At 62.5% G+C, this 15431-nt stretch carries 16 protein-coding genes, 1 tRNA gene and 1 riboswitch; of the genes, 8 read left to right on the forward strand and 9 right to left on the reverse strand.

Annotation, left to right across the window (positions count from 1 at the left end):
- Position 1 precedes the first annotated feature (1 nt).
- Positions 2 to 133 carry a hypothetical protein gene (locus tag GRO01_RS13675; protein WP_255314061.1) on the forward strand — a complete coding sequence of 44 codons (132 nt, stop codon included), beginning with the start codon at positions 2 to 4 and terminating at the stop codon, positions 131 to 133.
- Between the two features lie 80 nt (positions 134 to 213).
- Here GRO01_RS13675 and GRO01_RS01745 read toward each other — a convergent pair whose 3' ends face one another.
- From GRO01_RS01745 to metZ, 4 genes are all read right to left on the reverse strand, one after another.
- Complete coding sequence (locus GRO01_RS01745) at positions 214 to 648, reverse strand: lysozyme inhibitor LprI family protein (RefSeq protein ID WP_062507430.1); 435 nt, start codon at positions 646 to 648, stop codon at positions 214 to 216.
- A 34-nt stretch (positions 649 to 682) separates the two neighbouring features.
- Positions 683 to 1849, reverse strand: a complete 1167-nt coding sequence (locus GRO01_RS01750; protein WP_062507432.1) for a bifunctional 2-C-methyl-D-erythritol 4-phosphate cytidylyltransferase/2-C-methyl-D-erythritol 2,4-cyclodiphosphate synthase — start codon at positions 1847 to 1849, stop codon at positions 683 to 685.
- Positions 1850 to 1934: 85 nt separating this feature from the next.
- Positions 1935 to 2408: a Co2+/Mg2+ efflux protein ApaG gene (gene apaG / locus GRO01_RS01755; protein WP_011253193.1), complete on the reverse strand. Its 474-nt coding sequence runs from the start codon at positions 2406 to 2408 to the stop codon at positions 1935 to 1937.
- 41 nt (positions 2409 to 2449) lie between these two features.
- Positions 2450 to 3643 (reverse strand): O-succinylhomoserine sulfhydrylase, encoded by a 1194-nt coding sequence (gene metZ, locus GRO01_RS01760; RefSeq protein WP_174787381.1) that lies wholly within the window; start codon positions 3641 to 3643, stop codon positions 2450 to 2452.
- A gap of 72 nt (positions 3644 to 3715) precedes the next feature.
- Positions 3716 to 3795, reverse strand: a riboswitch (SAM riboswitch).
- Between the two features lie 109 nt (positions 3796 to 3904).
- On the opposite strand from metZ, the gene GRO01_RS01765 reads away from it, so the two are divergent.
- Positions 3905 to 3978: transfer RNA gene (locus GRO01_RS01765), tRNA-Gly, on the forward strand.
- Positions 3979 to 4000: 22 nt separating this feature from the next.
- Here the strand turns inward: GRO01_RS01765 and GRO01_RS01770 are convergent.
- The 5 genes from GRO01_RS01770 to GRO01_RS01790 form a co-directional block, all read right to left on the reverse strand.
- On the reverse strand, positions 4001 to 4540 hold the full coding sequence (locus tag GRO01_RS01770; protein ID WP_174787382.1) for a hypothetical protein: 540 nt from the start codon (positions 4538 to 4540) through the stop codon (positions 4001 to 4003).
- A gap of 52 nt (positions 4541 to 4592) precedes the next feature.
- Complete coding sequence (locus tag GRO01_RS01775) at positions 4593 to 5342, reverse strand: 2OG-Fe dioxygenase family protein (RefSeq protein ID WP_062507438.1); 750 nt, start codon at positions 5340 to 5342, stop codon at positions 4593 to 4595.
- Between the two features lie 79 nt (positions 5343 to 5421).
- Positions 5422 to 6651 carry an NAD(P)/FAD-dependent oxidoreductase gene (locus GRO01_RS01780; protein ID WP_062507440.1) on the reverse strand — a complete coding sequence of 410 codons (1230 nt, stop codon included), beginning with the start codon at positions 6649 to 6651 and terminating at the stop codon, positions 5422 to 5424.
- Positions 6652 to 6749: 98 nt separating this feature from the next.
- Complete coding sequence (argJ, locus tag GRO01_RS01785; RefSeq protein WP_062507442.1) at positions 6750 to 7985, reverse strand: bifunctional glutamate N-acetyltransferase/amino-acid acetyltransferase ArgJ; 1236 nt, start codon at positions 7983 to 7985, stop codon at positions 6750 to 6752.
- 4 nt (positions 7986 to 7989) lie between these two features.
- On the reverse strand, positions 7990 to 8928 hold the full coding sequence (locus GRO01_RS01790) for a peptidylprolyl isomerase (RefSeq protein WP_062507443.1): 939 nt from the start codon (positions 8926 to 8928) through the stop codon (positions 7990 to 7992).
- Between the two features lie 314 nt (positions 8929 to 9242).
- Here GRO01_RS01790 and secA point away from each other — a divergent pair, with 314 nt between their 5' ends.
- From secA to ybgC, 6 genes are read left to right on the forward strand one after another with little or no spacing between them, the layout of a single operon-like run.
- On the forward strand, positions 9243 to 12014 hold the full coding sequence (gene secA, locus GRO01_RS01795; RefSeq protein ID WP_062507467.1) for a preprotein translocase subunit SecA: 2772 nt from the start codon (positions 9243 to 9245) through the stop codon (positions 12012 to 12014).
- Between the two features lie 34 nt (positions 12015 to 12048).
- Positions 12049 to 12798 (forward strand): YebC/PmpR family DNA-binding transcriptional regulator, encoded by a 750-nt coding sequence (locus GRO01_RS01800; protein ID WP_062507445.1) that lies wholly within the window; start codon positions 12049 to 12051, stop codon positions 12796 to 12798.
- The gene (gene ruvC, locus GRO01_RS01805; RefSeq protein ID WP_062507447.1) at positions 12795 to 13301 is read left to right on the forward strand and encodes a crossover junction endodeoxyribonuclease RuvC; all 507 of its coding nucleotides are present in this window, start codon (positions 12795 to 12797) and stop codon (positions 13299 to 13301) included. Before GRO01_RS01800 ends, ruvC begins: the two co-directional genes overlap by 4 nt.
- Complete coding sequence (ruvA, locus tag GRO01_RS01810; protein ID WP_062507449.1) at positions 13298 to 13900, forward strand: Holliday junction branch migration protein RuvA; 603 nt, start codon at positions 13298 to 13300, stop codon at positions 13898 to 13900. Before ruvC ends, ruvA begins: the two co-directional genes overlap by 4 nt.
- Positions 13897 to 14946 (forward strand): Holliday junction branch migration DNA helicase RuvB, encoded by a 1050-nt coding sequence (gene ruvB, locus GRO01_RS01815; protein ID WP_041111981.1) that lies wholly within the window; start codon positions 13897 to 13899, stop codon positions 14944 to 14946. The genes ruvA and ruvB overlap by 4 nt, the downstream gene beginning before the upstream one ends.
- A 52-nt stretch (positions 14947 to 14998) precedes the next feature.
- Positions 14999 to 15424 carry a tol-pal system-associated acyl-CoA thioesterase gene (ybgC, locus tag GRO01_RS01820; protein ID WP_041111982.1) on the forward strand — a complete coding sequence of 142 codons (426 nt, stop codon included), beginning with the start codon at positions 14999 to 15001 and terminating at the stop codon, positions 15422 to 15424.
- Positions 15425 to 15431: the final 7 nt, after the last annotated feature.

Raw genomic sequence — 15431 nt, forward strand, 5'->3', positions numbered from 1 at the left:
TATGTCCGTATCCGTTCGTAGGCCGTTGCTGCGTCACATGGGTACCCGTGTTGTGAAGACCTGCTCCATCGGGGCATGGCTCTTTCTGGCAGCCACACCGCTGATTGTCGTGGTCTGTGCCATTCACGGCTGAGCCCCGGCACAATCAGATATGAAAAAGCCCGGCCTCCTTTGTGAGTGCCGGGCTTTTTTGTGTCTTCAGGGCTGGAATGTTCAATTCCGGGAGCTGATTGCGGGTTCGGGAAGGATCGGGGTTGCCCGGTCCGGAGCAGTCAGCCAGTTCTGCCAGAGTTCGTAGGTCCGCTCTTCCGTGAGTTTCAGGCGGCAGGACAGTTCCATGGACGTCCTGATTGTGCCGTCTGACCAGCGGTCTGATACCGCCTTGCACTCTGCCTCACGGAAAGCCCACCAGGCTGATTCAGCTTTGTGGAAGTCCGCCTGTGTCCGGGCTGCAGTGCCCGGACCCTGCATCCGCCGCAGCGCCGCTTCCGTGTATCGCTTCAGCTGTGCCTCGGCCTGGGCCAGACGGGAGCTGAAGCAGGACTGGATTTCTGGCGTCGTTTTGCTGGAGCATATCGGGGCCGCCAGTGCCGGCTGGGCCAGCAGCAGGGCCGTGACGTAACAGACGGGCAGGTGGCGGATCCTCATGGCGATGCTCCGTATATGGGCAGTGAAATGAAGGTCAGGCTTCTCCGGTATCGGGAACCATAATGCTCACTGTGGCGGTGGCGGCAATCCCTTCTTCGCGGCCCGTGAAGCCCAGACGCTCGGAGGTCGTGGCCTTGACCGAGATGCGGCTGACGCTGACCTTGAGAAGCTCGGCGAGGCGGTTGCGCATGGCTTCGGCGTGCGGGCCGATCTTGGGGCGTTCGCAGATCAGCGTGACGTCGGCATTCACGAGGAAGCCGCCGCGCTCGCGGATGCGCTCGCCGGCATGGACCAGGAAGCGGGCCGAATCCATGTCCTTCCATTCGTTGTCGGAAGGCGGGAAGTGGCGGCCGATATCGCCTTCGGCCAGCGCGCCGTAAATGGCGTCGCACAGCGTGTGGATGCCCACATCGGCGTCGGAATGTCCGGCGAGGCCCTTCGTATGGGGCACCTCGATGCCGCACAGGATCAGTTTGCGGCCTTCCTCGAAGGCATGGACGTCATAGCCCAGTCCGACGCGGGGCAGCAGGTTCCGGTCAATCACACCTTCAAGACGCATCAGGTCCTCCGCAACAGTCAGTTTGATATTGTCTTCCGACCCTTCGACGATTGCGACCGGATGGCCAGCCTGTTCGAGCAGGGCGGCATCGTCGGTGCGGGCATCGCGATGGGTGCGGTGAAGTTCGAGCAGGGTGCCAAAGCGGAAACCCTGCGGGGTCTGGGCGCGCCACAGCCCGTCACGCGGGACGGTATCGATGATAATGCCGTCTTTGGCCTTCTTGATCGTGTCGATGACGGCGACGGCCGGGATCACGCCCTCATGGGTTTTCAGGGCGTTGATAACGTTTTGCACGACTTCTGCCGGAACGCAGGGGCGGGCGCCGTCATGGACCAGCACCAGATCGGGCGGTTCAGGCAGTTTCGCCAGGGCTTCGAGGCCGTTGCGCACGCTGTCATGGCGTTCCGCGCCACCGCTGACGGGCGGCATGACATCCAGTCCTTCGAGGCTGTCGGCCAGCAGGGGATCGTCCCCGACCGGCAGGAGCACGTCCACATGCGGCAGGAGGGCTTCGGCAGCGCGGCGGATCACGGGTTTGCCCCGCAGCATCCGGAACTGCTTGGAAGAATTTTCCCCGCTCTGCGAGGAGGCGTCAAAGCGCCGGCCACGACCGGCAGCAAGAAGGAGGGCAGCGATACGCATGGGGGAGGAATGGGCCGGGACGGCGGGAACGTCAAGCTTGTGTGACTGTTCCTCTGCGTGTCCGTGTGGCCCGCCCACGGCCCGGTCAGTGCACCAGTGTGCTGTCGTGGGGGCTGTCGAGGCTGAAAACGGGGATGCTGACGTCGAAGCGATGGCCCGAGCGCGGCTCGACCATGTGATAGGTGCCGCGCATGAAGCCGGTCGGCGTTGTGAGCATGGCGCCGGACGTGTAGTCGAACTGTTCGTTGGGCGCGATCACCGGCTGTTCGCCAACGACACCATCGCCGTGGACATGTTCTTTCCGTCCAAGCCCGTCCACGATTTCCCAAGAGCGGGAGAGGAGCTGGAACGTGTCTTTCCGCTCGTTCTCGATGCTGATGTGGTAGGCCCAGGCGTATTGATGGTCTTCGGGGTGGGACTGGTCGTCCAGCCAGAAGGTCCGGACCGTGACCGTCACGTCGTCCGTGGTTTCGCTGAAGCGGGGTGCGCTTTCCATGGCTTCGGCGAGTGCCGTCTCGGGATCGGCGTGCAGATGGGGGTGGGATGACTTGTCAGGCATGACGCCATTGTAAAGCCATCCCGGGCATTTGTCAGGAAAACTTATGCGAGGGCCGCGACAGCTGCCGCACCACGCTTGAGATCATCGATCAGGTCTGCAGGATCTTCCAGACCGACTGAGAGGCGAATGGCGCCATCGGTGATGCCGAGACGGGCGCGTTCCTCCTCGCTGACGCGCATATGCGTCGTCGTGGCGGGATGGGTGGCCAGGCTGCGGGCATCGCCGAGATTGTTGGAAATCGCGATGACCTTGAAGGCGTTCATGAAGGCGAATGCGCCCTCACGGCCTTTGTCCACCACGAACGCGACCATGGAGCCGCCATTGTTCATCTGCGTTTTGGCCAGCTCATGCTGCGGATGGTCGGCGCGACCCGGATAGCGGACCTGAACGATTCCCGGCAGTTCGGCCAGCGCATCGGCTACAGCAGCGGCATTGCGGGCCATGGCATCCGTGCGGAGCTGGAGCGTTTCCAGACCCTTGAGCAGAACCCAGGCATTGAACGGCGACAGGGCGTTGCCGGTATTGCGGGTGAAAGGCTGGAGCGTCTCGCTGATCCATTTGCTGGAACCGAGCACCGCACCGCCGAGGACGCGGCCCTGACCGTCGATATGTTTCGTACAGGAATAGACGATCACGTCTGCGCCGAGCTTGAGCGGAGACTGGCCGAGCGGGGTGGCGAAGACGTTGTCCACGATCAGCAGACCGCCGGCCTTGTGCGTCAGTTCGGCAACGCGGGCGATGTCGAGGACGTCGAGCATCGGGTTGGACGGGCTTTCGATCAGCACGGCGGCTGTCGGCTTGGACAGGGCGCGCTCCCAGGCGTCGTAATCCGTGCCGTCCACCAGTTCGGTCTCGATGCCGTAGCGGGGCAGGAGGTTGGTCACGATCCAGTAGCAGGAACCGAAAATGGCGCGGGAGGCCACGACGCGGTCGCCAGCCTTCACAGATGACAGGATGGCTGAGGAGACGGCACCCATGCCGGTCGCGGTGGCGACGCAGGCTTCGGCGCCTTCGAGCAGGGCAAGGCGTTCCTGAAGCGTGTCGACCGTCGGGTTGCCGAAGCGGGAATACTGGAAATGCTGGACGTCGCCCGTGAAGGTGGCGGCGGCCTGTTCGGCGCTGTCATAGACGAAACCGGAGGTCAGGAAGAGCGCCTCGGACGTTTCGCCGAATTCGGTGCGGTTCGGGGCTTCGTGCAGGAGACGGGTGGCTGTGCGCCAGTTTTCTGAAGACATGATGTGTCCCTCCATAAAACGCCCTGTTGTGCAGGGCGCATGTGGCGGGCCGTGGAAGTCCTGGAAATCGTTCGATAACGACGCAGGGCCTCTTTAGCGCAGTTCTTTAGCCTCGCCGCAAGCCGGCCGCTCAAATCACGAGGGTCAGGCACGCCATGACGTTTCTGACGGGCAGGACTATGAGCCGTATTTCGGTTTTGCGTCAACACCTTGAAGGCGGATTGCGAAGGGATCGCGGAGCGGTTATGCTCGGGGCCGTTAGCGGGCGTAGTTCAATGGTAGAACGGCAGCTTCCCAAGCTGCATACGGGGGTTCGATTCCCCTCGCCCGCTCCAGAGTTTCCTGAAAAATCAGTGGTTATTTGGGCATCGGCGGTGCGCTGAGCGTGTCCTGATATTCCTTGCCGTTCCAGACCCATCGGTCATTCGGGCTGACCAGCAGGTCATGCATGCCCTTGTGGCGCGTGGGCAGCACGGAAATGTCGCCGTTCACGGAGTCCAGAACCGTGTTCCAGGTGTCGTTGTGCTTCAGATAGACGGATGTCGTGCAGCCTGCGGAACCGCAGAGGCGCGCGGACTGGAGCTGTACGAACAGGGCTTCGTCATTCTTGCCTGAAGACAGCGGGGCGGAGCCGACGAGCACGACCGGCTGGTCATGGTGTTTGGCTGCGTCCTGAAGATCGTCTTCGTTCAGTTTGCGGGCCTCTTCATCCAGCTTCGTGCCCGGATGGGCCGTGAGGATGACGGGGGCCGCACCGGCATTGGCCGACTGCGCCGTATGCCGCGTGTGATGGCGGGTCTTGCCTGTCGCGGCATCCGCACAGGACAGGGCTCCGGGGAGCATGAAGGACAGGGCCAGAACCGCCACGGGGCGGGAAAGAATCTGCTGGATCGACATGAGACCTGTCATAACACGAAATTGAAGAAGAACATCTGTGAAGCTTCGGGTGTCATTCGTGACGGAGCGTCACCACCAGCACGTCCCGATAGGCTGGTTGTGAGGGATCAACGGGCTGGACGGCCGTGACGCCATGATAGACGCGGTGGTCGTCCACGATGGCGGCGTCCAGCGGGTTGGTCAGCGTGAAAGAACCGAGCGGTTCCCTGCGCATGTCATGGATCGTGGTGACGCCCTGTTCCACGTTGTGGCGGGCGACCATCAGCACGAGAACCCAGTCCACACCGTCGCGATGCAGGCCTTCCGGAGTAGGGCGGCCTTCATTGCCGGTGCGGGCTTCAATGCGGAACTGGTGGACTTCCACATGCCAGACCGGGGGCTTTTCCGTCGGCGGTGTCAGGGCATCCGCGATCCGGCTGATCGTGCGGATTGCGGCTGTCATGGCCGGGTGTGTCGCAATGGAGTCAGTGACGGCGGGGAACCAGCGTTCGACACCGCCATTGAGCAGGTTATAGTCCCGGCTCTGATAATGGGGCTGGTGCTTTTTGCGGGTGATGGTGTCGGCCGAGACGGCGAATGTCGCGTAACGGCGGCGGCGGTAACGGCCTCCATCCGCCATGTAGCGGTCAAGACCGAGATGGTTCCAGCTTTCGGCAAAGCCCTGCCAGTCGGTCAGGCCTTCCTGTTCCAGAAGGGGGCGGGAGGTGTCGGCCTGAAGGAAGGAAAAACCTTTTTCCAGCAGCGTGTCTTCGATGCCGGTCAGAACCCTGTCAAAGGGAGGGGGAAGATCGGTAGGACTCATGAGTTCTCGAACCAGAGGGCGCAGGATCCGATGATGCTGCGCCCCTTATTTCCCTTTTGGCAAGGCTCTGAAAAGGATTTCAGGCGCCCAGATCGGGTTTGACCGGCGAAAGATGTTCGCGGAGCGTACTGCAGGCTGTGGGGGTGATGCCAAGGATGCCTGCGAGATGCTGGCGGTACAGGCCCTCATGGATCAGGCGGGCGGCCAGACCGGACAGAACGCCGCCGCCGAAGCTGCGCTTGGCGTCCAGCATGCCCCAGCCGTTGTAATCTCCGAGTGCCACGACGGCACCGCGGTCGTTGTAGACGAAGGGGGCAGGGGTCTTGCCAGCGATGACTTCCGGCAGGGCGCGACCGATATACTGGCCCTGCTGGCGTGCGGCCTGAGCCGTAGGGGCGATCGGGGCGGCGTCGATGCGGGAGCAGTCGCCGATGGCGAAGACTGCCGGGTCCTGCGTGGTCTGAAGCGTGGTGGTCACGCCGAGCTGACCGGAGCGGCCACGTTCCAGACCTTCAAGAAGGTTCGTGGCATCCGAAGCGCGCACACCAGCGGCCCACACACGAAGGCTGGCCGTGATGTGCTCACCGGATTTGAGATTGAAGCCGGTGTCATCCGCACCAACGACCATGGCGCCGGTGAGCACGGAGATGCCGAGCTTTTCGAGCTGCCGTGTTGCGGCTGTCGAGACGGCTTCGGGAAAGGCCGGGAGAATGCGCGGGCCTGTTTCGATGAGGACGGCATCCAGCAGGGACTTGCGGACAGCCGGACCCAGACCGCGGGCGTCATCGATGGACTTGCATAGCTCGGCGATCAGCTGAACGCCGGTTGCGCCGCCACCGACGATGCCGACGGACAGCTTTTCGCCAGCAGCACGGGCCTTCTGTACGGCGTCGCGGAACGTGGCGAACAGCGCGTCGGCGTCCTTGAGGCTGTCGATGAACATGCAGTGATCGACAATGCCCGGAATGCCGAAATCATTCGCACGTGAGCCCAGAGCGACCACAAGGTAATCGTAAGGGAGCGTCGTGCCGTTCTCGAGCGAGACGGTCTTAGCTTCGCGATTGACCGCGACCGGGCTGGACTGAACGAAGGTGAACCCGAATTTGGCGGCTGTATCGGTAAAGGGGATGCAGTTGCCTTGATGCTGCATGGTTCCCGCAGCGAATTCGTGAAGGGACGGCTTCCAGTAATGGACGGGGCTGCGGTCAACGAGGGTCAGGGAAATATTCTGGCGACGGCCCAGCGCGGCGGCAGCCTCAAGCCCTCCAACGCCACCGCCAAGAACAAGCACGCGAGCTGCAGCAGACATGGACTTTTTCCTCATATCAAGTGCGAAACGGCACTCGGGTTTGCTAACGGCAGAGGCGGGGACGCACAAGCCCCGCTCTCGGTGACGTGTTGGGGTGCTCAGCTGCGATAGGAGCCGTTGATGTCGATGTAGCCATGCGTCAGGTCACAGGTCCAGACACGGGCCTGTCCGTCACCGAGGCCGAGATCGACGGCAATTTCGATCTCCTGACCCTTCATATGGGCGACCACGGGAGCTTCGTCATAATTCTCGACGACGCCGCCATCTTTCGCGATCCACGTGCCGCCAATGGCGACAGAAAGGCGGTCTCGGTCCGCGGGTTCGCCGCTTTTGCCAACGGCCATGACCACGCGGCCCCAGTTGGCATCCTCGCCTGCGATTGCGGTTTTGACGAGCGGAGAATTGGCGATGCACAGGGCAATGCGGTGTGCCGAGAAATTGGACTCAGCGCCTGTCACAGCGATGCGGACAAGCTTTGTCGCACCTTCACCATCGCGGACCACCATCAGCGCGAGCTCCAGAAGGAGATCGTTCAGCGCAAGGGTAAACTCGGCGAGAGCGGGATCGCTGACGTCGTCGATCTCGGGATTATCGGCCTGTCCGGTCGCGAAAATCATCAGCATGTCCGAAGTGGACGTGTCCGAATCGACGGTAATGGAATTGAAGCTCTGGGCGCAGCCGGAGGCCAGCAGGGACTGCAGCACGTCCTGCGGCAGTCTGGCATCTGTTGCGACGTAGGCCAGCATTGTGGCCATGTCGGGGGCCACCATCCCCGATCCCTTGGCAATGCCTTGGATACGGACGGGGGTGCCACCGATCGTCACGTCACGGCGTGCAGCCTTGGGGAAGGTGTCTGTTGTCATGATGGCGCAGGCTGCATTGGCCCAGCCATCTTCGCTCAGCCCGGCTTTTGCAGCGGGGAGGGCGGCGATGATCCGGTCCTGGGGCAGTTTTTCGCCGATAACGCCCGTGGAGGCGAGAAAGACATCCTGCGGGGGGCAGTCGAGAAGCTGTGCGGTTGCGTCCGCGCAGTCTTCGCAGGCCTGCATTCCGGCGCGGCCGGTAAAGACATTTGCGTTGCCTGCATTGACGAGCAGGGCGCGGGCATAAGGGGTCGTCAGGGCGCTACGGCACCACAGGACCGGAGCACCCGGGCAGGCATTCTTCGTATAGACGCCTGCCGCAACCGTGCCGGGGACGAACTCCGCAAGCATCAGGTCCGTACGGCCCTGATAGCGGATGCCCGCGGCGACGGCGGAAAGCCGCACGCCCGCAATCGTTGCAAGATCCGGAAGCGGACGAGCGAGCGGAGAGACGGGGAGCGGCTTTGCCATGGACTTACTTCTTTGCAGGTGCGGCAGCCGGAGCTGCATTCGGGATGGCCTTGCCCTGTGCGTCGTAGTGAACGACCTTCACCTGGGACTCAGCGGACTGAACGATGTCACGCACCTTGTCGCGGATCAGCTCCTGACGGACCTGGTCGTGGACCTGATCGAAGGTCGGGATCGGGGCCGTACGGGTCGCGAGGACCTGGATCACGTGCCAGCCATACTGGGTGTGAACCGGGGTCTGGGAGATCGTGTTCGGCTTCATGGCGAAAGCAGCTGCGGAGAAAGCCGGCAGCATGTCTTCCTTCTTGAACCAGCCGAGATCGCCACCGTTCGCGCCAGCCGAACCCTTGTCCTTGGACAGCTGGGCAGCAAGCTTGCCGAAATCAGCGCCCTTGCCGAGCTGGGCAATGATGTCCTTGGCCTGCGCTTCGCTGTCCACGAGGATGTGGCGGGCGTGGATCTCTTCTTCCGGCTTCTTGTTCGCGTAATGCGACTGGTAGAAGTCATGCATTGCGGAATCGGTGACCAGCGGGCCGACTTTCTCTTCGAGATAGGCGTTCTGCAGCGCATTCGCGGCAGCGGCGTCCATGGCAGCCTTCACGTCCGGCTTGTGGTTCAGGCCTTCCTTCTCGGCGGCGAACTGCACGGCCTTCTGGTCAACGAGCTGGTTGACGATCAGCGGAACCAGGACGGACGGCTGGATCTGGCGGGCCTGCGGCGGCAGGTTGCCGGCTGCACGCTGCACATCACCGAGGGTGATCTTCGCACCGTTCACGGTGGCGATCAGCATATCCGGGTTGGGAGCGGCGGCCGGAGCGGCTGCACCGGGAGTTGCTGCGACAGGAGCTGCAGGGGCTGCAGCCGGAGCGGCGAAAGCCGTGGATGCTGCAACCGACGTACCGGCCAGAAGGGCGGCAAGAGCGAAAGTGGAGCGGGAAAGCCGCATGTGGGAACTACCTCGGATGTGACCTGAAAATAAGGATGGCCTGCACCATGACAAAGGCTGGTCCGCCCTGCAAGGGTGCGGTCTGTTACCATTCCTTCACGCAGGGCCGCCCGGGTCGGAAAGCGGGGCGCGGATGTGACACCACGATGACAATGAGGACATTTCATCGGGGTTCGCGACGGGCTCTCCATTGACCCTTCGCGGCCCGGGTCCTATCTCCAGCAGACGTGAAAATCCTGACGGCCCGGTGTGGCGGGTCTTTCCGGTTGTGGAAAGAGCTGGCGCTTCGGGTCTTCGGCATCTCAAGGTTCAGCATGTTCGCACGCCTCGCCCGCGCCCTTTTCGGTTCTGCCAACGATCGCACGCTCAAGGCGTATCAGCGCCGTGTGCCCGAGATCAATGCACTGGAGCCTGCGGTCCAGGCCCTGTCTGACGAGCAGCTCCGGCACAAGACGACCGAGTTCAAGGAGCGGCTGGAAAAGGGCGAAACCCTCGATGGCCTGCTGCCGGAAGCCTTTGCGGTCTGCCGCGAAGCGTCGCGCCGCGTGCTGGGCAAGCGCCACTTTGATGTGCAGCTGATCGGCGGCATGGTTCTTCATGCCGGCCGGATCGCGGAAATGCGGACCGGTGAGGGCAAGACCCTTGTCGCGACGCTTGCGGTCTATCTGAATGCGCTGAGCGGCAAAGGCGTGCATGTCGTCACGGTGAACGATTATCTTGCGCGGCGTGACGCGGAAGAGATGTCCATCCTCTACAGCTTCCTCGGGCTGACGACGGGTGTGATCGTCCCGAACCTGTCGGATGGAGAGCGTCGTGAGGCTTATGCCGCTGACATCACCTACGGCACGAACAACGAGTTCGGTTTCGACTATCTGCGCGACAACATGAAATATTCGCTCGCCGACATGGTGCAGCGTCCGTTCAACCACGCGATCGTGGATGAGGTGGACAGCATTCTGATCGACGAGGCGCGGACCCCGCTCATTATTTCCGGTCCTGCGGATGACAGCTCCGACCTGTACCGCTCTGTCGATGATGTGGTCGTGAAGCTCGTGCAGGAGCCGGATGTCTACGACAAGGACGAGAAGCTTCGCTCTGTCACGCTGACCGAGCATGGTTCCGACCGGATCGAGGCGCTTCTGGCCGAAGCCGGCGTGCTTCAGGAAGGCGGGCTGTACGACATTCATAACGTCGCCGTCGTTCATCACGTCCAGCAGTCCCTGCGGGCGCATACGCTGTTCACGCGGGACGTGGATTACATCGTACGGGACGGCAAGGTCGTAATCATCGACGAGTTCACGGGTCGTATGATGGACGGGCGCCGGTATTCGGATGGTCTGCATCAGGCGCTGGAAGCCAAGGAGCATGTGGAGATCCAGCAGGAGAACCAGACGCTCGCCTCCATCACGTTCCAGAACTATTTCCGTCTCTATCCGAAGCTGTCCGGCATGACCGGTACGGCCATGACCGAGGCTGATGAATTCGCGGAAATCTATCACCTCGATGTGGTGGAAATTCCGACGAATCTGCCGGTCAAGCGGATTGATACGGATGACGAGGTCTATCTGACGGCGGCCGAGAAATTCAACGCCGTGGCTGATCTGATCCGGGATATTCACAAGACCGGCCAGCCCATTCTCGTGGGTACGACGTCGATCGAGAATAGCGAATATCTCTCGCATATCCTGACGCAGCGCGGCATTCCGCATAATGTCCTGAATGCGCGCCAGCATGAGAAGGAAGCGATCATCGTGGCGCAGGCGGGTGCGCCGGGGGCCATTACGATCGCGACGAACATGGCGGGCCGTGGAACCGACATCAAACTCGGCGGCAATATCGAGATGCTGGTCAAGGCCAGCACCGAGGGCGTCGAGGACGAGGCGCAGCGTGACTCCGTCGAGCAGAATATCCGCGCGATCGTCGAAGAGCATCATGACGAAGTTCACAAGGCGGGCGGTCTGTATGTGATTGGCACGGAGCGGCATGAAAGCCGCCGCGTGGATAACCAGCTTCGTGGCCGTTCGGGACGTCAGGGTGATCCAGGCAACTCGCGGTTCTTCCTGTCGCTTGAAGACGATCTGATCCGTATTTTCGCCAGCGACCGCATGGGCGCGATGATGCAGAAGATGGGGCTCAAGGAAGGCGAGGCGATTGTTCATCCCTGGCTGAACAAGGCTCTGGAGAAGGCGCAGAAACGGGTCGAGGCGCGCAACTTCGACATGCGCAAGAACACGCTCAAATATGACGATGTCATGAATGACCAGCGCAAGGAGGTTTACGCCCAGCGCCGGGAATACATGGCGACGGACGATCTGTCGGGTGTGATCGCCGAGCTGCGCGAGCATACGATCGAGGATCTGGTGCATGCGCATATTCCCGAGAAATCCTTTGCCGAGGCCTGGGATACGGAAGGGCTGACGAAGGAAGTCTCCCGCATCCTGAACCTGGATCTGCCGATTGCGGACTGGGCCAAGGAAGACGGGATGGATTCCGAAGGTGTGATCGAGCGGATCGAGGCGGAAGCCGCGAAGGCGCAGGCAGCACGGACGGCCAATATGGGCCCCGAGCTGATGCGTCTGATCGAGAAGCAGGTCGTGCTGACGACGTTCGATGCGGTGTGGAAAGAGCATCTGCATGGGCTGGACCAGCTGCGTCAGGGTATTGGTCTGCGGGCTTACGGTCAGCGTGATCCGCTGAACGAGTACAAGCAGGAAGCCTTCCAGATGTTCACGGCGATGCTGGACGACATGCGCATCCGCGTGACGGAGACGATGTGCCGCATCCAGGCTGTGTCTGAGCCGCCACCGTTCCCGGTCATCAACACCGAGATGTCCGGTCCGTCCGAGGAGCCTGCGGGACTGTTCGCGCAGGGAACAACGGGAACGGGGGCCGATATTCCGGCGCCGCAGCCGATGGCGGGTTTTTCGTCTGCTGCTCCTATGCCGCCGCGTCCGCAGCCCGTCCCGACGGGTGTGGAGCCTGATGCGGCGACGCTTCAGCGCTGGTATGCGGAGACGCCGCGCAACGCCCTTTGCCCGTGTGGATCGGGTCTGAAGTTCAAACACTGTCATGGCAGGCTCGCCTGAGCCTCTGACACGACGATAGAGGAAGGAGCGACCGATGGCCGGTCATTCACAGTTCAAGAACATCATGCACCGCAAGGGTGCGCAGGATGCCAAGCGGGCCAAACAGTTCGCCAAGGTCCTGCGTGAGATCACGGTTGCGACGCGCTCGGGCCTGCCTGACCCGGCGTCCAACCCGCGTCTGCGTGCGGCGATTTCCATGGCGCGTGAAGTCAACATGCCCAAGGACAATGTCGAGCGTGCCATCAAGAAGGCCTCCGGTGCTGCCGGTGGCGATGATTATGTGGAAGTGCGTTACGAGGGCTATGGCCCGGCCGGTGTTGCGCTGATCGTCGAAGGTCTGACGGACAACCGTAATCGGACGGCGGGCGAAGTCCGTGCGGCGTTCTCCAAGCATGGCGGTTCGCTGGGTGAGACGAACTCGGTGTCCTTCATGTTCCAGCGTCTGGGCGTGATCAGCTACCCGCTGGATGTGGCTTCCGAGGACGAAATGCTGGAAGCCGCGATCGAAGCCGGTGCGGATAATGCCGAGACGACCGAAGAAGGCCACGAAGTGACCTGCGCGATGGAGAATTTCTTCGCCGTGCGGGATGCGCTTGAGAGCCGTTTTGGTGAGGCGCAGTCTTCCAAGCTCGACTGGCGTCCGGAAAACAGCGTGACGCTGGACGAGGACAAGGCACGCTCGGTTATGAAGCTGATCGACGTGCTGGAAGACAGCGATGACATCCAGGCCGTCTATGCAAACTTCGATATTCCCGACGACGTGGCTGAGGCGCTGGCTGCTTGATCCGTCTGATGGGCATTGACCCCGGCCTGCGTTTCATGGGCTGGGGCATCATCGACGTGAACGGCAATCACCTGAAGCATGTGGCTTCGGGTGTGATCGGGACCGATGGGTCCGAATCCGTGCCATTGCGTCTGTGTGAGCTGCATGGCGCGCTGAAAAAGCTGATCCGTGAATATGCTCCGGCCGAGGCGGCCGTTGAGGAGACTTACGTTAACCGCAACGGCTCCTCGACGCTCAAGCTCGGCTATGCACGTGGGGTGGCTCTGCTGACACCCGCCTATGAAGGGCTGCCGGTTGCGGAATACGGGGCGATGACAGTCAAGAAATCCGTTGTCGGGACCGGGTCTGCGACCAAGGAACAGGTGACGATGATGGTGAAGCGGCTTCTGCCGGGCGCTGAGATCCGCAAGGCCGATGCGTCCGATGCGCTGGCGGTTGCGATCTGTCATGCCCATCACCGGGCAAGTGCGGCCCATGTCGTGGCCGGAAAGCGCATGGCATGATCGGGCAGCTGACCGGACTTGTCGGGCAGATCGAAGGCGAGCGCTGCATCGTGGACGTCAATGGTGTGGGGTATGTGGTCTCGGCCTCGATCCGCACGCTGGCGGCGCTGCCGCAGCCGCCTTCCGTGGCGCGTGTGCTGATCGAGACGATCGTGCGCGAGGATGCGATCCAGCTTTTCGGTTTTGCGACGACGGATGAACGCGACTGGTTCCGGCTGCTGACGACCGTGCAGGGCGTGGGCGCAAAAGTGGCGCTGGCGATCCTCTCGGCGAACAGTCCGGGTGAGCTTCTGCTGGCCATCAATGCCGGGGACAAGGGGGCGCTGACGCGTGCGGCCGGTGTCGGGCCGCGTCTGGCGGACCGGATCCTGAGCGAGCTGCGCAACAAGGTCGCGAAAATGCCGGGCGGGGGCGGGACCGTATCTGCACCGGGGATCGTTTCGGGGCCTAGTGTCGAGAATGATGCGCTGCTGGCGCTGGCGGGGCTTGGGTTCCGTCGGGCCGAGGCCTGGCCTGTGCTGAGCAAGGTGCTGGCCGAGAACGAGAATGCGACGCTTGATCTGGCGATCCGGCTGAGCCTGAAGGATCTCGCGCGATGAGCGACGACTACCGCGAAACCGATCCGGCCCGTCAGCCCGAGGATATGGGTGAGGGCAGTCTGCGGCCTGAAACGCTTGCAGACTTTACGGGCCAGAAGGCCAGCCGCGAAAATCTGGCGATCTTTATCGAGGCCGCTCGGGCCCGGAATGAAGCGCTGGATCATGTGCTGCTGCATGGGCCACCGGGGCTGGGTAAAACGACGTTGGCGCAGATCGTGGCGCGTGAACTGGGTGTGGGGTTTCGGGCGACGTCCGGGCCGGTCATCCAGCGTGCAGGCGATCTGGCGGCGATCCTGACGAATCTCCAGCCGCGCGATGTGCTGTTCATTGACGAGATCCATCGCCTCCAGCCGGCGATCGAGGAAGTGCTCTATCCGGCGATGGAAGACTTCCAGCTCGATCTGATCATCGGCGAGGGGCCGGCTGCGCGGTCCGTGCGGATTGATCTGGCGCCGTTTACGCTTGTGGCTGCGACCACACGGGCCGGTCTGCTGGCGACGCCTCTGCGGGACCGGTTCGGGATTCCGCTGCGGCTGGTGTTCTATACGCCGGAAGAACTTCGGGCGATCGTCTCGCGCGGGGCTCTGAAGCTCGGGATGCGCCTGACGGATGACGGGGCGGAAGAAATCGCCCGCCGGTCCCGTGGGACGCCGCGTATTGCGGGGCGTTTGCTGCGACGGGTGCGGGATTTTGCGCTGGTGTCGAAGCATGCGGTCGTGGACCGGGCGCTGGCGGATGCGGCTCTGGGGCGGCTTGAGGTTGATGAACGCGGGCTGGATGCGATGGACCGGCGCTATCTCAAGCGGATTGCCGAGCATCATCATGGTGGGCCGGTCGGTGTGGAAACGCTGGCGGCGGGGCTTGCCGAAGCGCGCGATACGCTGGAAGACGTGATCGAGCCCTACCTGATCCAGGAAGGGCTGGTTCTGAGAACGGCCCGCGGGCGGATGCTGGGTGAGGCGGGATGGCGTCATCTCGGCCTGACGCCGCCGGCGAGTCAGGTGGATCTGCTCTCCTCGCTGGAGCAGGACGATTCCGCGCCCTGAAAGGCCCTGAACACGGTTCGGGGTCCGGGCGCACCATGACTGGAGAAACAGTATGGCCACGCACAAGATCAGGTTCCGGGTTTATTACGAAGACACGGATGCGGGCGGTATCGTCTATCACGCGCGCTATCTGGGCTTTGCCGAGCGTGCGCGGAGCGAGGCGATGCGGGATGCGGATGCGTCCGTCACCGAGCTTCTGAACGATTTCGGACTGGTCTTCGTCGTGCGTCAGGCCGCACTTCGGTATCGCTCGCCGCTCCGACTCGATGACGAGATGGAAATCGAGACGGCGCTGGAGGCCATGACTCCGACGCGGCTGAAACTTTGTCAGACCGTCCGGAATTATTCCGGGGGTGGCGAAACAGCTACGGTTATCGACGTTGAGCTGGCCTGTCTGAACGCTGCGGACATGAAACCTGCCAAAATTCCGCCCCGGTGGCGTGATGCAGTAAGAAAACTGGAGGCAGGAGAGGTCTGACCCACTT

It is taken from the genome of Gluconobacter roseus NBRC 3990, assembly GCF_006538885.1.
Classification (GTDB): Bacteria; Pseudomonadota; Alphaproteobacteria; order Acetobacterales; family Acetobacteraceae; genus Gluconobacter; species Gluconobacter roseus.